This is a genomic window from Pseudomonas sp. B21-021 (assembly GCF_024749205.1).
In the GTDB taxonomy this organism is placed as follows: Bacteria; Pseudomonadota; Gammaproteobacteria; order Pseudomonadales; family Pseudomonadaceae; genus Aquipseudomonas; species Aquipseudomonas paraglycinae.
Genome location: NZ_CP087192.1, coordinates 6,246,897 through 6,269,278, shown reverse-complemented (window position 1 = coordinate 6,269,278; position 22,382 = coordinate 6,246,897). Strand labels below are relative to the sequence as shown.

General features: G+C 61.0%; 19 protein-coding genes. 10 read left to right on the top strand and 9 right to left on the bottom strand.

Annotated elements, in window-relative coordinates; all coding sequences use genetic code 11:
* The first annotated feature begins 63 nt into the window (after nt 1-63).
* Nucleotides 64-1,986, top strand: coding sequence for an acetyl-CoA hydrolase/transferase C-terminal domain-containing protein (locus LOY31_RS28350; protein WP_007954495.1), 1,923 nt, complete (start codon nt 64-66; stop codon nt 1,984-1,986).
* A gap of 126 nt (nt 1,987-2,112) precedes the next feature.
* Here the strand turns inward: LOY31_RS28350 and LOY31_RS28345 are convergent, their stop codons facing one another.
* Together LOY31_RS28345 and rep are read right to left on the bottom strand one after the other, a co-directional pair.
* The gene (locus LOY31_RS28345) at nt 2,113-2,685 is read right to left on the bottom strand and encodes a xanthine phosphoribosyltransferase (protein WP_007954497.1); all 573 of its coding nucleotides are present in this window, start codon (nt 2,683-2,685) and stop codon (nt 2,113-2,115) included.
* A gap of 59 nt (nt 2,686-2,744) precedes the next feature.
* Entirely contained in the window at nt 2,745-4,754 is a 2,010-nt protein-coding gene (gene rep, locus LOY31_RS28340; protein ID WP_007954499.1) for a DNA helicase Rep, read from the bottom strand.
* Between the two features lie 264 nt (nt 4,755-5,018).
* Here rep and LOY31_RS28335 point away from each other — a divergent pair, with 264 nt between their 5' ends.
* Both LOY31_RS28335 and LOY31_RS28330 read left to right on the top strand, forming a co-directional pair.
* On the top strand, nt 5,019-6,689 hold the full coding sequence (locus LOY31_RS28335; protein ID WP_258712609.1) for a bifunctional diguanylate cyclase/phosphodiesterase: 1,671 nt from the start codon (nt 5,019-5,021) through the stop codon (nt 6,687-6,689).
* A gap of 295 nt (nt 6,690-6,984) precedes the next feature.
* Nucleotides 6,985-7,947, top strand: a complete 963-nt coding sequence (locus tag LOY31_RS28330; protein ID WP_064378582.1) for an IS110 family transposase — start codon at nt 6,985-6,987, stop codon at nt 7,945-7,947.
* Between the two features lie 18 nt (nt 7,948-7,965).
* Here LOY31_RS28330 and LOY31_RS28325 read toward each other — a convergent pair whose 3' ends face one another.
* A complete protein-coding gene (locus tag LOY31_RS28325; protein ID WP_258712608.1) occupies nt 7,966-9,360 on the bottom strand; it encodes a NorM family multidrug efflux MATE transporter in 1,395 nt (464 codons plus the stop codon).
* Between the two features lie 157 nt (nt 9,361-9,517).
* Between LOY31_RS28325 and LOY31_RS28320 the strand changes: the two genes are divergently transcribed.
* Complete coding sequence (locus LOY31_RS28320) at nt 9,518-10,438, top strand: LysR substrate-binding domain-containing protein (RefSeq protein WP_127800610.1); 921 nt, start codon at nt 9,518-9,520, stop codon at nt 10,436-10,438.
* 183 nt (nt 10,439-10,621) lie between these two features.
* Nucleotides 10,622-12,598, top strand: a complete 1,977-nt coding sequence (locus LOY31_RS28315; RefSeq protein WP_258712607.1) for a methyl-accepting chemotaxis protein — start codon at nt 10,622-10,624, stop codon at nt 12,596-12,598.
* A 105-nt stretch (nt 12,599-12,703) separates the two neighbouring features.
* On the opposite strand, the gene LOY31_RS28310 is transcribed toward LOY31_RS28315, so the two are convergent.
* Entirely contained in the window at nt 12,704-14,197 is a 1,494-nt protein-coding gene (locus LOY31_RS28310; protein ID WP_085612066.1) for a YifB family Mg chelatase-like AAA ATPase, read from the bottom strand.
* Between the two features lie 488 nt (nt 14,198-14,685).
* Between LOY31_RS28310 and LOY31_RS28305 the strand changes: the two genes are divergently transcribed.
* Entirely contained in the window at nt 14,686-14,940 is a 255-nt protein-coding gene (locus tag LOY31_RS28305) for a HigA family addiction module antitoxin (RefSeq protein WP_085606077.1), read from the top strand.
* A 759-nt stretch (nt 14,941-15,699) separates the two neighbouring features.
* Here the strand turns inward: LOY31_RS28305 and LOY31_RS28300 are convergent.
* Nucleotides 15,700-15,960 (bottom strand): accessory factor UbiK family protein, encoded by a 261-nt coding sequence (locus LOY31_RS28300; protein WP_007920416.1) that lies wholly within the window; start codon nt 15,958-15,960, stop codon nt 15,700-15,702.
* Between the two features lie 398 nt (nt 15,961-16,358).
* Between LOY31_RS28300 and glnK the strand changes: the two genes are divergently transcribed.
* From glnK to sutA, 4 genes are all read left to right on the top strand, one after another.
* Nucleotides 16,359-16,697 (top strand): P-II family nitrogen regulator, encoded by a 339-nt coding sequence (glnK, locus tag LOY31_RS28295; protein ID WP_002555808.1) that lies wholly within the window; start codon nt 16,359-16,361, stop codon nt 16,695-16,697.
* Between the two features lie 37 nt (nt 16,698-16,734).
* Nucleotides 16,735-18,072: an ammonium transporter gene (locus LOY31_RS28290; RefSeq protein ID WP_007951904.1), complete on the top strand. Its 1,338-nt coding sequence runs from the start codon at nt 16,735-16,737 to the stop codon at nt 18,070-18,072.
* A gap of 215 nt (nt 18,073-18,287) precedes the next feature.
* Nucleotides 18,288-18,713: a secondary thiamine-phosphate synthase enzyme YjbQ gene (locus tag LOY31_RS28285; protein ID WP_011336526.1), complete on the top strand. Its 426-nt coding sequence runs from the start codon at nt 18,288-18,290 to the stop codon at nt 18,711-18,713.
* Nucleotides 18,714-18,815: 102 nt separating this feature from the next.
* Nucleotides 18,816-19,142 carry a transcriptional regulator SutA gene (sutA, locus tag LOY31_RS28280; protein WP_007951900.1) on the top strand — a complete coding sequence of 109 codons (327 nt, stop codon included), beginning with the start codon at nt 18,816-18,818 and terminating at the stop codon, nt 19,140-19,142.
* A gap of 65 nt (nt 19,143-19,207) precedes the next feature.
* Here sutA and LOY31_RS28275 read toward each other — a convergent pair whose 3' ends face one another.
* From LOY31_RS28275 to dapF, 4 genes are read right to left on the bottom strand one after another with little or no spacing between them, the layout of a single operon-like run.
* A complete protein-coding gene (locus LOY31_RS28275) occupies nt 19,208-19,912 on the bottom strand; it encodes an HAD family hydrolase (RefSeq protein ID WP_258712606.1) in 705 nt (234 codons plus the stop codon).
* Nucleotides 19,909-20,808, bottom strand: a complete 900-nt coding sequence (xerC, locus tag LOY31_RS28270; RefSeq protein ID WP_258712605.1) for a tyrosine recombinase XerC — start codon at nt 20,806-20,808, stop codon at nt 19,909-19,911. Before xerC ends, LOY31_RS28275 begins: the two co-directional genes overlap by 4 nt.
* 2 nt (nt 20,809-20,810) lie before the next feature.
* Nucleotides 20,811-21,536 (bottom strand): DUF484 family protein, encoded by a 726-nt coding sequence (locus tag LOY31_RS28265; protein ID WP_258712604.1) that lies wholly within the window; start codon nt 21,534-21,536, stop codon nt 20,811-20,813.
* Between the two features lie 13 nt (nt 21,537-21,549).
* On the bottom strand, nt 21,550-22,380 hold the full coding sequence (dapF, locus tag LOY31_RS28260; protein ID WP_258712603.1) for a diaminopimelate epimerase: 831 nt from the start codon (nt 22,378-22,380) through the stop codon (nt 21,550-21,552).
* Between the last annotated feature and the right edge of the window lie 2 nt (nt 22,381-22,382).

The window sequence follows — 22,382 nt, the reverse complement described above, 5'->3', positions numbered from 1 at the left end:
TTGCAGCAAACAACCGGCAATCTCGGTCGTACCTCTATTCACGGAACGGGCAGGAGGCTTCAGATGGTGCAGTTGTGTTCGATCGAACAGGCAGTGGACGACGTGCTGGCGCGGTTGCCGGCGCACATCCACATGGGCCTGCCGCTGGGGCTGGGCAAACCCAATCCCTTCGTCAACGCGCTGTACCGGCGGGTCGCCGGGTTGCCCGACCGGCAGCTGACGATCTACACCGCCCTGTGCCTCGGCCGTCCGGCCCTGGGCGACGGTTTGCAGAAGCGCTTCATCGAACCCTTCGTCGAGCGGGTGTTCGGTGATTACCCGGAACTGGAATTTCTCGCCGACCTGCACCGCGACAGCCTGCCGTCCAACATCCGCATCGAGCAATTCTTCATGCAGCCCGGCAGCCTGCTTAACAGCGCGCCGGCCCAGCAGGATTACGTCAGCAGCAACTACAGCCACGCCGCCCGCGACATCAACGCCGCCGGCCTGAACCTGGTGGCGCAGTTGCTCGCCAGCAGCAGCGAACACCCGGATCGTCTGAGCCTCAGTTGCAATCCGGACATCACCCTCGACCTGTTCCCGATGATCGCCAAACGCCGGGCAGCGGGGGAAACCATTCTGCTGGTCGGCCAGGTGCACACCGAGTTGCCGTACATGCCGGGCGATGCCGAAGTCGATATCGATACCTTCGACCTGCTGATCGACGAGAAAGACAGCAGCACGCTGTTTTCCACGCCAAACATGCCTGTCGGCTTTCAGGATCACTTCATCGGATTACACGCCAGTACGTTGGTACGCGATGGCGGCACCTTGCAGATCGGCATCGGTTCGATGGGCGATGCGCTGACCGCTGCGTTGCTGGCGCGTCAGGCCGACAACGCCGGATACCTGGATTTGCTGGCCGATGTGAACCTCAGCCAGTGGGCGCAGTTGATCGAACGCGAGGGCGGCATCGAGCCTTTCGCCAAAGGCCTGTACGGTTGCAGCGAAATGTTCGTCAACGGCCTGCTGGTGCTGGCCGAAGCCGGGATCATCCGGCGCAAGGTCTACCCGGATGTGCAGACTCAGGAGCAGGCCAACGCCGGCACCCTCGACGAGGCGGCGCAAACCGACGGCCTGTCGATCCACGGCGGCTTCTTCCTCGGGCCGCGCAGTTTCTATGAGCGCTTGCGTGAGTTGCCGCTGAGCAAACGCCTTGAATTCAACATGACCCGCATCAGCTACATTAACGAGCTGTACGGTCAGGAGGAGCTCAAGCGCCTGCAGCGTCTGGATGCGCGGTTCATCAACACCGTGTTCACCATGACTCTGCTGGGCGCGGGTGTGGCGGATCAACTGGAGGACGGACGTGTGCTCAGCGGCGTCGGCGGGCAGTACAACTTCGTTGCCCAGGGCCATGCGCTGCACGATGCGCGCTCGATTCTGCTGCTGCGCAGCTGGCGCGAATCCGGCGGTGATGTCAGTTCGAACATCGTTTGGGAGTACGGCCACTGCACCATTCCACGGCACCTGCGCGACATCGTGGTCACCGAGTACGGCATCGCCGATCTGCGCGGTAAGTCGGATGCGGTGGTAATCGAGGCGCTGTTGAACATCAGCGACTCACGCTTCCAGCAGGGCCTGATCGAGCAGGCGCAGAAGGTCGGCAAGCTGCCGAAGGATTTCCGTCTCGATCCGCGCTTTACCGACAACACCCCGCAACGCTTGCAGGCGATTGCTGCGCGTCATCCGAACCTGTTTCCGGAGTATCCGCTGGGCTGTGATTTCACTGAGGTCGAGAAGGATCTGTTGCGGGCGCTGAACTGGCTCAAGAGCAAATTCAAGCTGACCGAGATTCTGGAACTGGGCAAGGCAGCACTGGATGCGCCTGAGGCTTCGCTGTATCCGGAGCATCTGGCACGCATGCAGCTCACCGATCCGGAAGGTCTGAAGGAAGACCTGTTTCAGCGGTTGCTCCTCACTGGCCTGAAGGCCACCGCGCAATAACTCCAGCACTCAAAACAACTGTGGGAGCCAGCCTGCTGGCGATTGCTATCCGCCAGTCCTGAAGATGTTGACTGACACGACGCCATCGCCAGCAGGCTGGCTCCCACAGAGGTAATGCGGTGTTGCTTACTCGATGAAAGTAACCACGCCATCCTTCAGCGACTTCACGCGAGCCAGCGACTCGACGCGGTAACCCTGCGAATCCAGTTCCGCACGGCCGCCCTGGAACGACTTCTCGATCACGATGCCCAGTCCCGCGACGGTGGCGCCGGCCTGTTTGATGATCGAGATCAGCGCCTGGGATGCCTTACCGTTGGCCAGGAAGTCGTCGATGATCAGCACGCGGTCGCTGCTGGTCAGGTGACGCGGGGAGATGGCCACGGTGCTTTCGGTCTTCTTGGTGAACGAGTAGACGGTCGCCGACAGCAGGTTTTCAGTCAGGGTCAGGGACTGTTGCTTGCGGGCGAAGATCACCGGCACACCGAGGTTCAGACCGGTCATGATCGCCGGGGCGATGCCCGAGGCTTCGATGGTGACGATCTTGGTGATGCCCGAATCCTTGAACAGCGTGGCGAATTCGTCGCCGATCAGCTTCATCAGGGCCGGGTCGATCTGGTGGTTCAGGAAGGCGTCGACCTTCAGGACCTGGTCGGAAAGCACAATGCCTAGTTCGCGGATTTTCTGGTGCAGGGCTTCCATGAAGCTGTCCTCTGTTGGCGCCTTGTGCGCCCTAAGGTTTTAAAAAAAAGTGGTCAATTCTAGCGCTTTAACATCGCGCGTATATCAGCCAATGCGCTGTTGCCCCGCACGGCTTTGACTTCGGTCGGTGTGTCGTCGTTGCCTTCCCAGGCCAGGTCGTCCGGCGGCAGTTCATCGAGGAAGCGGCTTGGCGCGCAGTCGATGATCTCGCCGTACTGTTTGCGCTTGGCGGCGAAGGTAAACGCGAGGGTCTGGCGCGCGCGGGTGATGCCCACGTAGGCCAGGCGGCGTTCTTCTTCGATGGTGTCGGCTTCGATACTGGAACGGTGCGGGAGGATTTCCTCTTCCATGCCCATGATGAACACGTAGGGGAATTCCAGGCCCTTGGACGCATGCAGGGTCATCATCTGCACGCCTTCGGCACCGTCTTCCTCTTCCTGCTGACGTTCGAGCATGTCACGCAGAACGAGTTTGCCGATGGCGTCCTCGACGGTCATTTCGCCGTCTTCGTCTTTTTCCAGGGTGTTCTTCAAGGCTTCGATCAGGAACCAGACGTTGCTCATCCGATAGTCCGCAGCCTTGTCGCTGGAACTGTTGGTGCGCAGCCAGTTCTCGTAGTCGATGTCCATGACCATGCTGCGCAGGGCGGAGATCGGGTCTTCGCCGGCGCACTGCTCGCGCACCTTGTCCATGAAGCGCTTGAAGCGCGACAGGCGGTCGGTGAAGCGGCTGTCCAGATGCTCGCCCAGGCCGAGCTCGTCGGTGGCGGCGTACATCGAGATCTTGCGTTCGGTGGCGTAGTTGCCGAGTTTTTCCAGGGTCGTCGAGCCGATTTCCCGGCGCGGCACGTTGATCACCCGCAGGAAGGCGTTGTCGTCGTCCGGGTTCACGATCAGGCGGAAGTAGGCCATCAGGTCTTTCACTTCCTGACGGCCGAAGAAGCTGTTGCCGCCGCTCAAACGGTACGGCACCTGATGGTGCTGCAGTTTCAGCTCGATCAGCTTGGCCTGGTAGTTGCCGCGATAGAGGATCGCGAAATCGCTGTACGGGCGGTCGGTGCGCAAGTGCAGGCTGAGGATTTCCATGGCCACGCGCTCGGCTTCGGCGTCCTCGTTGCGGCAGCGGATCACGCGGATCTCGTCGCCGTGGCCCATTTCACTCCACAGCTGCTTCTCGAATTCGTGCGGGTTGTTCGAGATCAGCACGTTGGCGCAGCGCAGGATGCGGCTGGTGGAGCGGTAGTTCTGCTCCAGCATCACCACTTTCAGGGACGGGTAGTCGTCCTTGAGCAGCATCAGGTTTTCCGGCCGCGCGCCGCGCCAGGCGTAGATCGACTGGTCGTCGTCGCCCACCACGGTGAACTGGTTACGCTTGCCGATGAGCATTTTCACCAGCAAATACTGGCTGGCGTTGGTGTCCTGGTATTCGTCGACCAGCAGGTAACGCACCTTGTTCTGCCACTTTTCGAGGATGTCGGCGTGCTCTTCGAAGAGTTTCACCGGCAGCAGGATCAAGTCGTCGAAGTCCACCGCGTTGAACGCCTTGAGCGTGCGCTGGTAGTGGGTGTAGACGATGGCGGCGGTCTGTTCCTTGGGGTTGCGGGCGTTTTCCAGGGCCTGGGCCGGCAGGATCAGGTCGTTTTTCCAGGCGCCGATCATGTTCTTGATCTCGTCGACGCCGTCGTCGCCTGCATATTCCTTCTGCATGATGTCGGTCATCAGCGACTTGACGTCGGTTTCGTCGAAGATCGAGAAACCGGGTTTGTAGCCCAGCCGTTCATGTTCCTTGCGGATGATGTTCAGGCCCAGGTTGTGGAAGGTGCAGACCGTCAGGCCGCGACCTTCGCCGGCACGCAGCAGCGTGCCGACCCGTTCCTTCATCTCGCGCGCGGCCTTGTTAGTGAAGGTCATGGCGACGATGTACTGGGCACGAATGCCGCAGTTCTGGATCAGGTGCGCAATCTTGCGCGTGATCACGCTGGTCTTGCCGGAGCCAGCACCGGCGAGCACCAATAGAGGGCCGCCGACGTAGTTCACGGCTTCTTGCTGCCGGGGATTGAGTCGGGACATACGAAAATTCGGGAGTCGTTGACGAAATGGGCCGGCATTTTAACAGGCTCAGCGATTTGTGCTGCTCTCTCCGACTTGTGACGCAGCACGCGATTCAAATTTGCCGGTTTTGTTACTTTCACGCAGGATGCGCGGTGATTTTGCGGCTAATGTTCTCATTCGTGACACAAAATAACGTTTTGATAACCGTTGTCGTTTGGTCATTGGTAGCCGCAACGGCATAATGCCCGCCGCCCACATCATTGCAGAGTCTAGGGAGTCAGCTTGACTACGCCTGTCGAACCCTTGCGTTTGCTGCTACTGGCCGAAGAGCCAGCGTGGACAGCGTTATTGCGCGAGTGTCTGGCTCCGTTGGGGAGTGCGGCGGTGCTGATCAGCGCGCCGAACTGGGAGTCGGTCAGCAGCCTGTTCGAAGACAACCGCCACGCGGTGTTGTTGACCGTTCCCGCGTTGCAGCCGGCGCCCGGCCGTTGCAGCCTGCCGACGGTATTGCTTCTGGAACACGAACCGGGGACCGCGCCCGACGGCGTCAGCGACTGGCTGGTATTCGATGCCCTCGATGCCGGCATGCTCCGGCGTTGCCTGCGGCATGTGCGCGAACGTGGCGTGCTGGAAAACACCCTGCAACGCCTGGCCGAACAGGATCCGCTGACCGGCATCGCCAACCGTCAGGGCTTCCAGACCCTGCTCACGGCGCGCCTCGCCGAAAACGACGGCCGCGGCCTGGCCCTCGGGCATCTTGATCTCGACAACTTCCGCCACGCCAACGACGCCCTCGGCCACCAGGCCGGCGACCGCCTGATCCTGCAAGTCGTCGCACGCCTGAAAAGTCAGCTGGAAGTCGGCGATCAACTGGCGCGCCTCGGCAGCGATGAATTCGCCTTGCTGATCGATACCCGCCGCGCCCCGCAACGGGCCGAATGGATGGCCGAACGCATCACCGAGGCTTTGGCCGAACCCTACTGGGTCGATGGCGAAAGCCTGCTGATAGGCTCCAGCCTCGGCATCGCCCATGCCCGTGCCCAGGGCGGCGCCGATCCGCTTATGTGGCACGCGCACATCGCCATGCAGCAGGCCAAGAGTACTCAGGGCTGCACCTTTCACATCTTCAACGAACGAATCAACCGCAACGCGCGAAGCATGGCCGACCTCGAAAGCGAGCTGCGCCGGGCCTTGCGTCGTGACGAGCTGGAGCTGCACTACCAGCCGCGCCTGAACTTGCAGGACGGCCAGATCGTCGGCCTCGAAGCCTTGGTGCGCTGGCGCCACAGCGAACGCGGCCTGTTGCCACCGAGCGAATTCGTGCCGCTGGCCGAGCAGAGCGGCTTGATCGTGCCGCTGGGTTACTGGGTGATTTCCCGGGCCTTGCGCGATATGCAGGCGTTGCGCGAACGCGGATTGCCGGCGCTGCATATGGCGATCAACCTGTCGTTCCGCCAGTTTCAGGACAGCCAGTTGCTGCCGACGCTCAGCCGCTTGATCGCCGAGCGCGGTGTCGAGGCGCAATGGCTGGAATTCGAACTCACCGAAACCGCCGTGATGCGCCGCAGCGATCTGGTCAAGCAGACCATGGACGCTCTCGGTCGCCTCGGCGTGCGTTTCTCGCTGGATGACTTCGGCACCGGGTTCTCGTCGTTCGTGCACCTCAACAGCCTGCCGATCACCTTGCTGAAGATCGACAAGAGTTTCGTCGGCGGCATGGAGCAGCGCGAAGAGAACCGCAAACTGGTGCACGCGATGATCAACCTCGCGCACAACCTGCATCTGGAAGTGGTGGCCGAAGGGGTGGAAACCCGCGAGCAGCTGGATCTGCTTCGCGGGTTCGGTTGCGATCAGGTGCAGGGTTACCTGATCAGCAAGCCGTTGCCGTTGGCGGAACTGATTGATTATCTGGTGGCTGATGCCAGTCAGCCACCGCTGGGAATCGTGGTTTAGCCTCAAGACCCTGTGGGAGCGAGCTTGCTCGCGATGGCGGAGTATCAGTCGAACGATTAGTCACTGACACACCCTTATCGCGAGCAAGCTCGCTTGTATGTTTAGACTTGAAGGGGTGGGCGGGACTAAAAGCTCGATTCCGACTCTAGCCAGTACGGACCGTGGGAGACTTCTCGTCCCGCCCTTTCTACCTAAAGCGCCGATAAGGAATTCATCGGTAAAACCGACGATAGAGGCAAGCCAGCGCTACGGTAGACCCCGACAAGCTCTTAAACCCTATCTCCGAGGATTCGTCATGACAATCCTTACCTCGCCAACGGTGATTGGTGTCGATGTGGCCAAGGCCGAAATCGTTGTTTATCGCGAAGATCTGGAAATTACCCAGGTCATCAACAATGACCGCACGTCTGTAGGTCGTTGGCTGAAGACCTTGCCCGCACAAAGCTCGATCGCCCTGGAAGCCACTAATCTCTACCACCTGGACACGGCCGAACTGGCCCATGGTATGGGGCATCGGGTTTACGTCGTGGACCCTTACCGGGTGAGCCATTACCGCGAAAGCATCGGTCAGCGTGCAAAAACCGACCCTTGTGATGCACGTCTTCTGGCGCGTTATCTAACCAGTGAACAGCACCGGCTGCGGGTCTGGAGCCCACCACCACGGCACTACACGGTGTTGAAAAGTCTGCTTAACAAGCGTGCGCAGCTGATGAAGGCCCGAGTCAGTATCATGCTGAGCTGGTCAAACGAACCTCTCCTTGAAGATCTTTTGGCCCATGGGTTGGAGCATTTCAAACAGCTTGATCAGGCCATTCAGGAATTACTTCGCAAAGTCAGCCAAGAGGCCGGCATTAGCGAAAACATCAGACGCTGCAAAGCGATTGAAGGGATTGGTGAACTCACGGCAACGGGCTTGGCAACTACGTATATGCGAGGTGAGTTCGCCAGCGCCGATGCGTTCATCGCCTTTCTGGGAATGGATTTGAAGGCAAAGGACTCAGGCAAGAAACACAGTCCTCGCCACTTGAGCAAAAAAGGTGACGGGGAATTACGGCGTCTTGCACACAATGCAGCTATGGCAGCTTGTCGGTCCCCTGTTTGGAAACCGTTCTATGAATCCTATCTGGCAAGAGGTCTAGCCAGAACCCAGGCTTTGGTCATCCTCGCCCGTAAGCTTTGCCGGGTGGCATTCGCCCTCATGAAAAATCAGAGCGAATACCAACCGAATCTAAGATTGCAGGGTTCCCCTGCAACATAGAATCTCCCACAGTGAAACTCACTCGGGCTGAGCGATCTTGAAGCCTTGAGCTTGCGGCTCGAGGCGAATCATCCGCTTCATCTTCCATTCGAATGCCAGCGTCAGGCTCACCGCCGCACAGGCCAGCCCCAGCGCCAGACCCCACCAGACGCCGGTCGGCCCCCAGTGCAGATGGAACGCCATCAGCCACGCCGCCGGCGCACCGATCAGCCAGTAGCAACCGAGACCGACCAGAAACGTGGTCTTGGCATCCTTGAGTCCACGGATGCAGCCCATGGCAATCGTCTGCGTGCCGTCGAACAGCTCGAACCACGCTGCCACGGCGAGCAGGCTCACCGCCAAACGAATCACCTCGGCAAACGCCGGGTCGTTATGGTCGAGAAACAAGCCGACCAACTGATTCGGCAGCAGCCAGAACACCATCGCAAACCCCAGCATCACCACTGCACCGAAGACGATGCCGACCCGCCCGGACATCCGCGCATCGCTCAATTGTCCGGCGCCATAATGCTGGCCGACGCGCATGGTGATCGCATACGACATACCCGCCGGAACCATGAACGCCACCGAGACGATTTGCAGGGCGATCTGGTGCGCCGCCAGTTGCGTGCTGCCCATGGTGCCCATGCACAGCGCCGCGAAGGCGAACAACCCGACTTCCACCGCGTAGGTTCCGCCGATCGGCAGACCCAGGCGCCAGAGTTCTTTCAGGTACTGCCGGTTCGGCCGCGACAGGCCTTCGCGCAACGGGTACGCGTCGTAGGCGGGATGCCGGCGAATGTGCCAGGCCAGTGCCAGCGCCATGCAGTTGGCGACAATCGCCGTGACCAGGCCGATACCGGTCAGCCCGAGTTTCGGCAGGCCGAACATGCCGGTGATCAGCGCGTAATTGAGCAGGAAGTTGGCCACCGTGCCGGCGAGGCTGATGACCATCACCGGCGTTGCCCGGCCGATGGCGCTGGTGAAACCGCGCAGGGCCATGAAGCTCAGGTAGCCGGGCAGGGCGAAGGGCAGGGCGATCAGGAACTGCCCGGCGGCGTTGACGTTGGTCTCGGTCTGGCCGAACAGCAGCAACACCGGTTTCAAGTTCCACAACAGCAGCCCGGCACCGAGCGCCATCAGCCACGCCAGCCAAAGCCCGGCCTGAGTCAGGCGGGCGGCGCCGATGATGTCGCCGGCGCCCTGACGAATCGCCACCAGAGTGCCGACCGCCGCGATCACGCCGATGCAGAAAATCGACACGAACGAATAGCTCGCCGCGCCCAGACCGCCACCGGCCAGCGCTTCGGGACTGAGGCGCGCCATCATCAGGGTGTCGGTCAGCACCATCAACATGTGCGCCAACTGCGAGGCGATCAACGGCCCCGCCAGCCGCAGGATGGCCCAGAGTTCGGTACGCACAGGACGCTGCATGTTTTCACATCCTTATAAAAGAGGGAGCAAGAGACCGTCGATTCTCAGGGTTTGGCGCGGGTTGCACAAAGGGATAAAAAGGATGGGTGGCATGATTAAAACTCATCCTGTCGCGATTCTGCTAAGTTGGCGCAATCCCGCCATTGGAGCGTTGTGCATGTCCCGTCGTCTTCCACCCTTGTATGCCCTGCGCGCATTCGAAGCGGCGGCCCGCCACAGTTCGTTCACCCGGGCAGCCGAAGAGTTGTCGATCACTCAGAGTGCGGTGAGCCGGCACATCCGCACGCTCGAAGAGCATTTCGCCTGCCGCTTGTTCCACCGCAGCGGGCGCAATCTGCAACTGACCGAGTCGGCACGCCTGCTGCTGCCGGGCATCCGTGACGGCTTTGCCGCGCTTGAGCGGGCCTGCAATACCTTGCGCGCCGAAGATGACATCCTGCGCATGAAAGCCCCGTCGACCCTGACCATGCGCTGGTTGCTGGCGCGGCTCAGTCGTTTCCGCCATTTGCAGCCAGGCAACGAAGTGCAACTGACCAGCGCGTGGATGGACGTGGATTCGGTGGACTTCAACAACGAACCCTTCGATTGCGCGGTGTTGTTGAGTGACGGGCATTTCCCGCCGGACTGGGAAGCCAGCCTGCTGTTTCCGGAGGAGCTGATTCCGGTTGGCGCGCCGAATCTGCTCAACGATCAGCCGTGGGACGTGGCGCGGCTGGCCAGCGCCGAGCTGCTGCACCCGACGCCGGATCGCCGGGACTGGCGCAGCTGGCTGGAACACATGGGGCTGTCGGATCAGGTGTCGCTCAAGGGCGGGCAGGTGTTCGATACCCTGGAGCTCGGGATGATTGCGGCGGCTCGGGGCTATGGGGTGTCCATGGGCGATCTGCTGATGGTGGCCGAGGATGTCGCGCAAGGTCGCTTGAGTCTGCCCTGGCCGACGGCGGTCGCCAGCGGACTGAATTATTACCTGGTGTGGCCAAAGACCCGTCCGGGAGGTGAACGTTTGCGCCGCCTCAGCGACTTCCTGCAAGGCGAAGTCCGCGCCATGTCGCTGCCGGCGGTCACGCGCTTGAGCTGAAACGTTCGAGCCTGCACAATGCCGGCCTTTCGCCATAACCCTGCTGTTCGCTCAAGTATTCGGTTTTACCGCCGAATACGTGCATGTGGAACCGTCGTGCCGGTCTCCACTATTCACCCCCACTATTAGAAAATTTCCGAGTCGGGATCAAGGAGGATCCCGTGGCTCGGCCAGGAGCTGTCCATGTCTCAACCTCGCGCTCGGATCGCCTCGCAGCTGGGCCTCGCGCTCGCCGTGATACTGGCGATAGTCATCAGCGGCAGTACGGTGTTCGCCCTGCGTTCGCTGGACACTGCCAACCTCGCCACCCGTGAAGAACACCTGGCCAGCGAGGCACGCCTGCTCGCCGATCAGCTGAGCACTTTTCACGGCACGCTGCGTGAAAGCACCCAGCGCCTGAGCGGGCTGTTCGAGAAGCGCTTTAGCGCGGGTCTGAGCATTCACCCGAGCGAGCCGGTCAATGTCGCGGGCACCCAGACCCCGGGCCTGCACCTGGGCAGCGAAGTGTTGAACAACAACTTCAAGGAAGTCGACGAGTTCAAGCAGATGACGGCCGGTGTCGCCACGCTGTTCGTGCGCAGCGGCGAAGACTTCATTCGCGTCAGTACCTCGCTGACCAAACAAGACGGCACCCGCGCCATTGGCACCGTGCTCGATCACGCCCACCCGGCCTATGCGAAGTTGATGGCGGGGCAGGGTTACGTCGGTCGTGCTCTGCTGTTCGATCGCTCCTACATGACCCAATACACCCCGGTGCGTGACAGCAGCGGCAAGGTGATCGCGGTGTTGTTCGTCGGCTTCGATTACACCGACGCGCAGAACGCCCAGTTCGCCAATCTCAAGCGCTTCCGTATCGGCCAGACGGGCTCGCTGGCGCTGTTGGACGAGAAGAACCAGTGGCTGGTGGCACCAGCCGGTGTGCAGGCGCTGGATCAAGCGATTCCTGTAATCAACGGTCTGGCGAAAGCGCCGGGAAAAGGACAGTTCTGGAGCGACAAGTCCGAAGACTTCTACAGCATCGCCGTGCCGTTCGAAGGCGGCCCGTGGTCGGTGGTGGCGAGCATGCCGAAAGTCGAGATCCGCGCAGTTACATGGAGCGTCGGCACTCAGCTGGCCATCGGCAGTCTGCTGGCGATGCTGCTGGCGGTCGGTTCCGTGGTCTGGTTGCTGCGCAGCAAGCTGGCGCCGCTGGGTGATCTGGTCCGTCAGGCAGAAGCCTTGGGTGCCGGTGATCTGAGCGTACGTCTGAGCGTGTCGAGCAACGACGAAATTGGCCAGTTGGCTCGCGCGTTCAACCAGATGAGCCAGGCCCTGTCGACCATGGTCGAGCACATCCGCCGCGCCTCGGAAGAGGTCAACCGCCGTGCTCAAGCCCTGTCCGGTCTGTCTGGCGGCGCCTATGAAGGCATGGAGCAACAGTCTGGCGAAATCACCAGCATGGCCGGCGCCGTTGAAGAGTTCTCCGCCACGTCGCTGAACATTGCCGACAACATGGGCAACACCCAGCGTCTGGCCCAGGAAAATGCCCAGCAGACTCAGATCGGTCGCACGTCGATGGAAGAAGCGTCTTCCTCGCTGGAGCAGATTGCCGGCGCACTGAACACCACGGCCACCGTGATCAACACGCTCGGTCAGCGCTCCCAGGAAATCGGCGGCATCGTCAGCGTGATCACCTCGATTGCCGAACAGACCAACCTGCTGGCGCTCAACGCCGCCATCGAAGCCGCCCGTGCCGGTGAACAAGGTCGCGGGTTTGCCGTGGTGGCTGACGAAGTGCGCAATCTGGCGTCGCGTACCCGTCAGGCGACGGATGAAATTTCCGGCATGATCCACAGCATTCAGCAGGAAACCGGTAACGCCATCAGCACCATGGAGCAGGGCAACGTGCTGATGCAGGAAGGCCTGTCGCGCAACGCCAACGTCGCTTCGGCGCTGGCGCGGATCGATGAGCAGAGCCGTTCGGCAGGGCAACAGTTTGCGGCGATCACCACCGCGACCCAGGAACAGAGCAGCACCGCGACGCTGTTGAGCAGCAATCTGCAGAGCATCGCGATGGCCAACAGCGAGCAGCGCGAAGTGGTGTCGAACCTGGCAATCACCGCCAAGGAGCTGGAAGGTCTGGCAGCCGACCTGCGCCAAGAGGTCGACCGCTTCCGTTGAGGCGCCTCTGAAATAGCGATCGCGAGCAGGCTCGCTCCCACAGGGTTTTTGTTGGACCTGTGAGAGCGAGCCTGCTTGCGTTTGGGCCCGCCACGACCTCGGCACTTACTGAGTCGCCGGCCGATACTGCAAAGCTTCGGCCAGATGTTCGCGACTGATATCCGCGCGCTTCTCCAGATCCGCCAACGTCCGCGCGACCTTGAGCAGCCGATGCGCCGAGCGCAGCGACAAGGTCAGTCTTTCGCACGCCGTCTCCAGCCAGGTTTCATCGGCTGTGGATAACTTGCAGTGCTTCTTCAGCCCCGGCAAATCGAGAAACGCATTGGCGCAGCCCTGGCGTTTTTGCTGACGCTCGCGGGCCTCTGCGACCAATGTGGCCGCGCTGGCGCTGTCCTCTCCCGGTTTTACCGCAGGGTTCAGCGCTGTCGCCTCCCGCGCCACCGTCAGGTGCAAATCGATCCGGTCCAGCAACGGCCCCGACAGTTTGTTGCGATAGCGCTGCACCATGTCCGGCGTGCATGAGCACTTGCCGCTCGGTTCGCCAAGATATCCACAGGGACAGGGATTCATCGCCGCCACCAACTGGAATCTTGCGGGAAATCGCACCCGTTCCTTGGCACGGGCGATCACGATGCAGCCGGATTCCAGCGGTTCGCGCAGCACCTCGAGCACCTTGCGATCAAACTCGGGCAGCTCATCGAGAAACAGCACACCGTGGTGGGCGAGGGTGATTTCGCCGGGTTGAGGTTTTGAGCTGCCACCGACCAGTGCCGGGCCAGAGGCCGAGTGATGCGGCTGGCGAAACGGGCGCTGCGGCCAATGGGTCAACGGCGCGCCGCTGGCGACGGATTGAATCGCCGCCACTTCCAGCGCTTCACTCTCGGCCAGCGGCGGCAGCAACCCCGGTAATCGACTGGCCAGCAACGTCTTGCCCGTTCCCGGTGGCCCGCTGAACAGTAGGTTGTGGGCACCGGCGGCGGCAATCAGCAGCGCCCGTTTGGCCGCCAGTTGGCCTTGGACTTCATTCAGGTCGGGATAGGGTTTCGCGGCATGGATCAGCCCGTCCGAGACATAAGGCTCGACCGGTGTATGCCCATTGAAATGCGCCACGGCCTCCAGCAGATGATCCACCGCGATCACCCTGAGTCCTGAAGCCAGACAAGCCTCCTCGGCATTCGCCCGCGGCACCACCAGCGTCCGCCCGGCCTTGCGCGCTGCCAGTGCCGCCGGCAACACCCCGCGCACCGCCCGCACGGCGCCGGACAACGCCAGTTCGCCAAGGCACTCCACGTCATCCAGCGTCAACGTCGGCACCTGCACACTCGCCGACAGAATCCCCAGCGCAATCGCCAGATCGAACCGCCCGCCATCCTTGGGCAGATCCGCCGGCGCCAGATTCAACGTGATCCGCCGCGCCGGAAACTGCAGCCCGGAATTGATGATCGCACTGCGCACGCGGTCCTTGCTCTCCTTCACCGCCGCTTCGGGCAAGCCGACCATGGTCAGCGAGGGCAAACCGTTGGCCAGGTGAACTTCGACGGTGACGGCGGGAGCATCCACGCCTATCTGGGCGCGGCTGTGGACGATGGCGAGGGACATGGTCGTTCCTTGAGTTGAATCGAGGGGCCGCTTCCTGCGGGTTTTTTAAGGGTAGTTGAGCGGGGTTCTTGCGTTTGAGTAGAGGTTTACAAGACGTATCAGAAAGCGGTTGTGCGGGCCTATGCGTTCATCTTCTGCCCGCTAACAGACCACTTGGCTCAAGCTCAGGTCCGCACGTAACGGCAACTTCAATAAACCTCCGTTGAATGGCTGACAAATTTCCAGCCAGTCGGAGTGCTTCGAGGTGTAGTTCAACAACCTGAAGTAGCTTTTTCTTTCTCTTTTTATCCTTCACAGAGACCTCCTTCCTGATGGGTGTCGCTAATGTAATGGCAGGCGTAAGGACAACATAAATAGGCGCAGACGCTGATTTTTGTAGGGGCGTGCCCTAATAGTTGTAGGACGCCAGCGAAAGCGACTCGACGGTCTTGTATCGCAAAGTCGGATGCTCCAGTTTGGCCGCTCAATGCAGCCTCTGGAGGCGAAAAATGGACCGCAATGGTATGCGCCCGATTCATCCGGGCGAGGTGCTGAATAAGGAATTCATGGAGCCGTTGGGCATGACGGTCATGGACTTGGGCATGCCCACAAACTGGCCTGAAACCGAGATCGAGAAGCTTGTGAAATGCCAACTCAGGATCTGCGCCGATCTGGCAATCAGGCTGGCCATCCACCTCAACACCACACCTGAGTTCTGGATGAATCTTCAGTCGACTTACGATTTGCGAAAAGCTGAAGTTTAGAGAGGAGCTTCGGTCCGTGATCAACTGGAGCGGCTGGCGCATTGCGCTTGATCTGAATCCAAGGTCGTACGGCGGGGAGCTGAACAGTTGCTGTGACTACTCCTCAGAAAACCGATTGTTGCAGATATATCGAGGCGAAAAAAAACCGCCTTGAGGAGACGGTTTTTTAGTTGCAGGCTTCGGTGAGGCCAAGGCCTGCGCATCCTTAGTGGACACACTCACGTTTGCTGAGGTTATGCAGGTTTGCTCCTGGATGCAAGCGTCAGGATCACTTGGCTCCCAGCAAGGCAGGGCTGAGAGATGACGTGTCTGATATGCCGGGAATACACGCTTAACGCCTTGATACAACTTGTTTAAATGAATTTTGTAGGGGCTGCAATACCATCCGTTGCGACGATGCCCACTCATGGAGTGTTCACAGAGTGTGGCCGGGAGCGTAAAGATTTCATGTCCCCCAACACGGTGTGAGAACCGTGCCGGTGCTTTTTTGGGGGATCCACACCCGGCCGCCTTGGTGGGCACACTCACGTGTAGTCCCGAAGGTGTTCGTACGCCGGAAAGAGCATCGGAGGTTTGGCCCCACGCAAGGAGGGCCAAAATATGTCTAAGTTTCTTAAACATATGTGGCGCCTCGTCAGGATCGTGCTATGGGCTTTTCGCCTGTACGAGATTCTGCGAGACCGTTGGAATAATTCGCTGTAAGAATTGAACCGACGGAAACCGTTCCTGCCTCGGCAGGAGCGGTTTTAGCTTCTCAATTCACTCAGCCGGCGGCGTCAGCTTCGCTTCCATCTCCGCCACCTTCGCCTCAAGGCTCTCGAGCCGGGCGCGAGTGCGCGCCAGCACCACCATCTGACTGTCAAACTCTTCGCGGCTCACCAGGTCCAGTTTGCTGAAGGCGCTTTGCAGCAGCATCTTGAACTGGCTTTCGATTTCGGCTTTTGGCAAGGGCGTGTCGCCGCTGAACAGGCGGGAGGCGGTGCCGCTCAGGGCGTCGAGGAAGTCTTTGGGCGCGAGCATGGGATATGTCCTGGAAACAATGGCCGGCAGTGTATCACGCAGTGTCTATAGTCATTGGCGCAGGCACGGATGCACGCTTTTCGCGCAACTGGATGCACGGCCGCGCACCGTTGTTGTGCGTATCCGGAGTGCCATTTGGGTGATGGCATCTGCGGCAGCGGCCAAGGGATTGAAATCAGTGGTTTTTGGCGAGATGGCAAGCTTTCTGCTTAGTCACCTTCGACCCATGCACTGATGCAGTCGCTGTGACGAATGCAGTGCGGCAGACGGAGCGGGGAGTTTCGTCTGGAGCGGTTAGCTGGCGTCGACAACGAAGCGTTACAAAGCCAGGCACTGCGCTTAGACTTGAGTCGGGTTTGTTTTCCTGGGGCAAGTCCACCAATTCGGGAGAGAGTTTCATGAAGCTAGTCACTGCCATCATCAAGCCGTTCAAGTTGGACGACGTGCGCGAGTCGCTGTCCGAAATCGGCGTGCAGGGCATTACCGTTACTGAAGTCAAAGGCTTCGGTCGGCAGAAGGGTCACACCGAGCTGTATCGCGGCGCGGAGTATGTGGTCGATTTTCTGCCCAAGGTGAAAATCGACGTTGCCATCGACGACAAGGATCTGGATCGGGTTATCGAGGCGATAACCAAGGCTGCCAACACCGGCAAGATCGGTGACGGCAAGATCTTCGTGGTCAATCTGGAACAGGCGATCCGCATCCGTACCGGCGAAACCGATACCGACGCGATCTAAACGCCGCCACAAACCCAACGCCCCAGGAGAAAACAATATGACTCTGCGTAAATTCGCAGGGCTAGGAGCCCTGTTGTCTATCGTAATGCCCGGCCTGGCCATGGCGGCAGACGAAGTGGCAGCTCCAGTCCTGAACTCCGGCGACACCGCCTGGATGCTCACCTCCACCGCCCTCGTGCTGTTCATGACCATTCCCGGCCTCGCGCTGTTCTACGGCGGCATGGTCCGGTCGAAAAACATTCTTTCCGTGATGATGCAGTGCTTCGCCATTACCGGTCTGATCAGCGTCCTGTGGGTCATCTATGGCTACAGCATCGCGTTCGACACCACCGGCATGGAGCAGGGCGTCGTCAACTTCAACTCGTTCGTGGGCGGTTTCGGCAAGGCGTTCCTGGCCGGCGTCACCCCAGCGAGCCTGACCGGCCCCGCGGCGCTGTTCCCCGAGGCGGTCTTCATTACCTTCCAGATGACCTTCGCGATCATCACCCCGGCGCTGATCGTCGGTGCGTTCGCCGAGCGGATGAAGTTCTCCGCGATGCTGATCTTCATGGGCATCTGGTTCACCCTGGTCTATGCACCGATCGCGCACATGGTCTGGTCCGGCAACGGCGGCCTGATGTGGGACTGGGGCGTGCTCGACTTCGCCGGCGGCACCGTTGTGCACATCAACGCCGGTGTGGCCGGTCTGATTGCCTGCCTGGTGCTGGGTAAACGCAAAGGCTTCCCGACCACCCCGATGGCGCCACACAATCTGGGTTACACCCTGATGGGCGCGGCGATGCTGTGGGTTGGCTGGTTCGGCTTCAACGCCGGTTCCGCTGCGGCCGCCAATGGCACCGCCGGCATGGCGATGCTGGTCACTCAGATCGCGACCGCCGCTGCTGCACTGGGCTGGATGTTCGCCGAGTGGATCACCCACGGCAAACCAAGCGCACTGGGTATCGCATCCGGCGTCGTTGCAGGTCTGGTTGCGATCACTCCGGCCGCTGGCACCGTGGGCCCGATGGGCGCTCTGGTGATCGGTCTGGCTGCGGGCGTGGTCTGCTTCTTCTGCGCCACCACGCTGAAACGCAAACTCGGTTATGACGACTCCCTTGACGCCTTCGGCGTGCACGGTATCGGCGGTATCCTCGGCGCGATCCTGACCGGTGTGTTCGCCGCACCGTCGCTGGGTGGCTTCGGCACCGTCACCGACATCGCCGCACAAGTCTGGATTCAGTGCAAAGGCGTTGGCTTCACCGTGATCTACACCGCCATCGTCACCTTCATCATCCTCAAGGTGCTGGATGCCGTGATGGGTCTGCGCGTGACCGAGGAAGAAGAATCGGTCGGCCTGGATCTGGCACAACACAACGAGCGCGGCTACAACCTGTAAGCACGCGCCGCAAAAAACTTGCCCGGCTCGCCGGGCATTTTTTTGTCTGGAATTTGTCTTCCCTGATACAGCTGAAAGGATTTTTCGTACTGCTTTGGTCGTGTTTACGACGAGTGTTTTTCTGCGGCCAAAGGCTTACATCATTGAAGGAATATTAGGGCCTTTGTTTTTTTCCAGAGCGCGCTAGAATGCGCCCCGAACGTGCGGAGAACTGTATGTGGCAACAGACTCTGATAACCCTGCGGGCACGGCCCCGGGGCTTTCATCTGGTGACGGACGAGTTGCTCGCCGGCCTGCCCGAACTCAAGGCATGCCGGGTCGGTCTGTTGCATTTGTGGCTGCAGCATACCTCGGCGTCGTTGACCATCAACGAGAACGCCGATCCGGCGGTACGTCGCGACTTCGAACGATTTTTCAATCGTCTGATCCCACAAGGAGCAGACGGCTATGAGCATAACGACGAAGGCCTGGACGACCTCCCGGCGCACTTCAAGGCCAGCGTGCTGGGCTGTCAGATCAGTTTGCCGGTAACGGCGGGCCGACTGGCACTGGGCACCTGGCAAGGCGTTTACCTGGGCGAGCACCGTGATCATGGCGGTGCCCGTAAAGTCCTCGCCACCTTGCACGGTGAAGGGGCATAAACCGTTGGTCACCAATGGTTACTGATTTTTTTCCGGCGACTTTCGACAGTCGCCAAAGCTGGTCTATAACTAATCTGCTTTTCGCAAGTCATGAGGTAGAACATGAGCGACGATGATCTGGAAAACGACGACCTCGAAGTAGGCGACGAAGACGAGGCCGAAGACGGTCTGGAAGCAGCAGCGGAAGACGTTGCTGAAGACGATGGCGGTGACGATACGCCGGCCCCGGCTGCCAAAGGCAAGGCCAAGGCTGCGGTGTCGGTCGACGAGTTGCCGAGCATCGAAGCCAAGAACAAGGAGCGCGATGCCCTGGCCAAGGCCATGGAAGAGTTTCTTGCGCGCGGCGGCAAGGTGCAGGAAGTGGAGGCCAACGTGGTCGCCGATCCGCCCAAGAAGCCGGACAACAAGTACGGCAGCCGCCCTATCTGAGGCGTGTCGCTTGCTTGCTGAAAAAGCCCGCCGTCGCTGCGGGCTTTTTCATGGGCGAAAGAAAATCAGCCGCGGCTGTTCCAGCGGGCGAGCACGGCAGGCAGATCGTTCAGGCTGCGAATCTCGGCATCCGGCAGGCGCTCCGCTTCCCAGACCTTGCCGGCCGGGTTGAACCAGATCGCACGCAATCCGGCCTGCTGCGCCCCGGCGATGTCATCCCCCGGGTGGTCGCCGATATGCACAGCGGCTTCGGCGCTCACGCCACCGCGCTGCAATGCTTCATGGAACAGTCGTGCATCCGGTTTGGCGATGCCGATGTCTTCGGCACACAACGCAAACTTGAAGTAGTCCGCCAGCCCGAGACGACGCACATCGGCGTTGCCGTTGGTGACCACGCCTAGGGCGTAGTGCTTGGCGAGGGTTTCCAGGATCGGCTCGACCTCCGGGAACACCTCGATCTGATGCCGCGCATGCAGAAACACTTCAAAACTCTTGTCTGCCAGCTCCGACGCTTCGCCGTGGGCGTATCCGGCTTCCTCCAGCGCATGGAACAGCACTCGCCGGCGAAGCGCACTGATGCGGTGTTTCAAGCCCGGCTCACTGGCCAGCACCCGTTCGCGGATCGACCACAGATGCTCCACCGGCACCGCGCCCAGATTCGGCGCATGTTCGCTCAGCCATTCGCGCAAAACCGCTTCGGCGCTGACGATCACCGGGGCGGTGTCCCACAGGGTGTCGTCGAGGTCGAAGGTGATCAACTGGATGCTCATGAATCGTCGCCTTTCATGCGTTTGGCCCGTGGATGGGCGCTGTCGTAGACCGCCGCCAGGTGCTGGAAGTCCAGGTGGGTATAGATCTGGGTGGTCTTGATGTCCGAGTGGCCGAGCAATTCCTGCACCGCGCGCAGGTCCTGGGAGGACTCGAGCAAATGGCTGGCGAAGGAGTGCCGCAGCATGTGCGGGTGCAGGTTCTGCCCCAGTTCGCGCTCGCCGGCGAGTTTGACCCGCACCTGAATCGCTCGCGGGCCAAGACGTCGGCCCTGCTGGCTGACGAATACGGCGTCGTCCGCCGGATTGGTCAGCGCCCGCAGCGGCAGCCATTGCTCCAGTGCTTCCCGGGCCTTTTTGCCGACCGGCAACAGGCGTGTCTTGCTGCCCTTGCCGAGTACCTGAACCATGCCGTCGGCCAGATCGAGCTGATCGAGATTGAGCCCGGTCAGCTCCGACAGGCGCAGGCCGGAGGAGTAGAACAACTCCAGAATCGCCTGATCGCGCCGCGCGAGAAAATCGTCCTCGACCGCACCTTCAAGCAGTTGCAGGGCGCGGTCGGTGTCGAGGGTTTTCGGCAGCCGGCGTTCGCCTTTGGGCGGTGCCAGGCCGGTGGCCGGATCGTGATCGCAGAGGTCTTCGCGATTCAGATAATGATAGAGCCCACGCACGGCCGAGAGCAGGCGCGCCAGGCTGCGCGAGGACTGGCCCTGGGCATGCAGACGGGCAATCAGGCTGCGCAGGCGCTGGATGTCCAGCGCCTGCCAGCTGCCGATGTTTTGCTTGTTGCACCAGCCGAGGACTTTGTCGAGATCGCGTCGGTAGGCCGACAGCGTGTGCGGCGACACCTGCCGCTCACTGCGCAGGTGTTCGCAGTAAGCGTCCAGTTGCCGTTCCATGCTCAGCGTACCGAGCGCAGGGAGCTGTTGACCCGTGGCAGCACGCGACCCATGACTTCGGCGATGTAGCTGAGGAACAGTGTGCCGACCGAGCTTTTGTAGTGCTGCGGATCACGGCTGGCGATGGCCAGAATTCCGTGGATGCCCTGATGGCTGACGGCGACCACGGCGGTGGAGCCGATCTGCTTGCGTTGTTCTTCGCCGAACAGGAAGTCCAGTTCATGCTCGCGCAGGCTGCCGCTGACGCTTTTGCCTTCGGTGAGCAATCCGCCGATGGCGGTTTGCGCGTCGGCATGGGTCACCCAGCGACCGACCGGGGCCGGGTTGTCACCGAGCAGAATCAGGCTGACGAAGGGCACCTGAAAATCCTGGCGCAGGCTGTCCTCGACGCTGATCACCACGTCTTCCAGAGTGGCAGCGTCCATCAGCGCAAGAATCAGGCGGCGGGTCTTGTCGAACAGGCGATCGTTGTCCCGGGCGACGTCCATCAAGTGCGAGAGGCGGTGACGCATCTCGATATTGCGGTTGCGCAGGATGGCCATCTGGCGCTCGACCAGCGAGACGGTATCGCCGCGCTGATGGGGGATGCGCAGGGACGGCAGCAGTTCTTCATGCTCGACGAAGAAGTCCGGATGAGCCTCCAGGTACGCGGCAACCGCTGCCGCCTCCAGGCTCTCGGACGCTGATTCACCGGACTGTCGGGCGGGTACCTGAGGCTTATCGGTCATGGCTTCTGCTCACTCAAAGACGCACTTGTCCTTCGTATACGCGCACTGCCGGGCCGGTCATCAAGACCGGTTGGCCGGGGCCTGCCCACTCAATGGACAGGCGCCCGCCCGGCAGGTCGATCAGCAGTGGCGAATCCATCCACCCCTGACTGATCGCAGCTACAGCAGCAGCGCAGGCACCGGTGCCGCAGGCCTGGGTTTCCCCGGCGCCGCGTTCCCAGACGCGCAGTTGTGCGCGATGGCGGTCGATGACCTGGAGAAAACCGACGTTGACCCGCGCCGGAAAGCGCGGATGGTGTTCGATTTTCGGCCCCAGTTCATGCACCGGTGCGGTGTTGATATCGCTGACCCGCAGCACCGCATGGGGGTTGCCCATGGACACCGCCGCCAGATCGACCGGCGTACCGTCGACATCGACCTGATAACTCAGGGCCTGCTCCGGCGCCTGGAACGGAATGTCCGCCGGCACCAGGCACGGGGCGCCCATGTTCACGCCGATCTGGCCGTCATTACGCACGTCCAGTTCGATGATGCCGCCCTTGGTCTCGACGCGGATCTGACGTTTGGCGGTCAGGCGCTTGTCGAGCACGAAGCGGGCGAAGCAGCGCGCACCGTTGCCGCACTGCTCCACTTCGGAACCGTCGGAGTTGAAGATCCGGTAACGGAAATCCACATCCGGATTGCTCGGCGCTTCGACGATCAGCAACTGGTCGAAACCGATGCCGGTGTGCCGGTCGCCCCACATTTTTGCGTGCTTGGGCTGAATATGCGCGTGCTGGCTGACCAGGTCGAGAACCATGAAGTCGTTGCCCAGGCCGTGCATCTTGGTAAAACGCAGCAGCATGG

Coding starts and splice junctions, on each gene's coding strand:
- LOY31_RS28310 (WP_085612066.1), bottom strand. CDS start 14,197: ATGTCCCTCGCCATCGTCCACAGCCGCGCCCAGATAGGCGTGGATGCT.
- LOY31_RS28275 (WP_258712606.1), bottom strand. CDS start 19,912: ATGAGCATCCAGTTGATCACCTTCGACCTCGACGACACCCTGTGGGAC.
- LOY31_RS28330 (WP_064378582.1), top strand. CDS start 6,985: ATGACAATCCTTACCTCGCCAACGGTGATTGGTGTCGATGTGGCCAAG.
- rep (WP_007954499.1), bottom strand. CDS start 4,754: ATGTCCCGACTCAATCCCCGGCAGCAAGAAGCCGTGAACTACGTCGGC.
- LOY31_RS28345 (WP_007954497.1), bottom strand. CDS start 2,685: ATGGAAGCCCTGCACCAGAAAATCCGCGAACTAGGCATTGTGCTTTCC.
- sutA (WP_007951900.1), top strand. CDS start 18,816: ATGAGCGACGATGATCTGGAAAACGACGACCTCGAAGTAGGCGACGAA.
- LOY31_RS28285 (WP_011336526.1), top strand. CDS start 18,288: ATGTGGCAACAGACTCTGATAACCCTGCGGGCACGGCCCCGGGGCTTT.
- LOY31_RS28325 (WP_258712608.1), bottom strand. CDS start 9,360: ATGCAGCGTCCTGTGCGTACCGAACTCTGGGCCATCCTGCGGCTGGCG.
- LOY31_RS28320 (WP_127800610.1), top strand. CDS start 9,518: ATGTCCCGTCGTCTTCCACCCTTGTATGCCCTGCGCGCATTCGAAGCG.
- xerC (WP_258712605.1), bottom strand. CDS start 20,808: ATGGAACGGCAACTGGACGCTTACTGCGAACACCTGCGCAGTGAGCGG.
- LOY31_RS28265 (WP_258712604.1), bottom strand. CDS start 21,536: ATGACCGATAAGCCTCAGGTACCCGCCCGACAGTCCGGTGAATCAGCG.
- LOY31_RS28305 (WP_085606077.1), top strand. CDS start 14,686: ATGGACCGCAATGGTATGCGCCCGATTCATCCGGGCGAGGTGCTGAAT.
- LOY31_RS28315 (WP_258712607.1), top strand. CDS start 10,622: ATGTCTCAACCTCGCGCTCGGATCGCCTCGCAGCTGGGCCTCGCGCTC.
- LOY31_RS28290 (WP_007951904.1), top strand. CDS start 16,735: ATGACTCTGCGTAAATTCGCAGGGCTAGGAGCCCTGTTGTCTATCGTA.
- LOY31_RS28350 (WP_007954495.1), top strand. CDS start 64: ATGGTGCAGTTGTGTTCGATCGAACAGGCAGTGGACGACGTGCTGGCG.
- LOY31_RS28300 (WP_007920416.1), bottom strand. CDS start 15,960: ATGCTCGCGCCCAAAGACTTCCTCGACGCCCTGAGCGGCACCGCCTCC.
- glnK (WP_002555808.1), top strand. CDS start 16,359: ATGAAGCTAGTCACTGCCATCATCAAGCCGTTCAAGTTGGACGACGTG.
- dapF (WP_258712603.1), bottom strand. CDS start 22,380: ATGCTGCTGCGTTTTACCAAGATGCACGGCCTGGGCAACGACTTCATG.